Source organism: Thermodesulfovibrio sp. 1176, from assembly GCF_029946585.1.
Taxonomy (GTDB): Bacteria; Nitrospirota; Thermodesulfovibrionia; order Thermodesulfovibrionales; family Thermodesulfovibrionaceae; genus Thermodesulfovibrio.
On record NZ_JARZRZ010000021.1, the window covers coordinates 1 to 311 of the forward strand.

1 protein-coding gene is annotated in these 311 nt (G+C 31.5%); it reads right to left on the bottom strand.

Going from position 1 to position 311, the window contains the following annotated elements; genetic code table 11:
- Positions 1 to 304 (bottom strand): Eco57I restriction-modification methylase domain-containing protein (locus QI155_RS10985; protein WP_281321682.1); only part of this gene is annotated, 304 nt, incomplete at its 3' end.
- Between the last annotated feature and the right edge of the window lie 7 nt (positions 305 to 311).

Here is a 311-nt window from a genome sequence, read left to right on the forward strand (position 1 = left end):
CTATAAAGATTTTCCTTAATGGCTTTCCATATTTTGCCCTCATCCATTTATTAGAAACAATAAAGCCAAGAATCCCCTCATTTTTAAGTAAATCCACTGCTCTTCTTATAAAAGCAGTATAAACATCTATGTGTCCTAAAAATAAATTAGGATACATATTCCTCAAACTATCTCTTAACGATTCTTCAATGTTTTCTCCCCTTACATAAGGAGGATTCCCTATTACTACTGAAAAGCCACTTTGAGCAAAAACTTCTGGAAAAGATTTTTCCCACTCATCAATAGATGATAAAATACTATCCATATTCTTA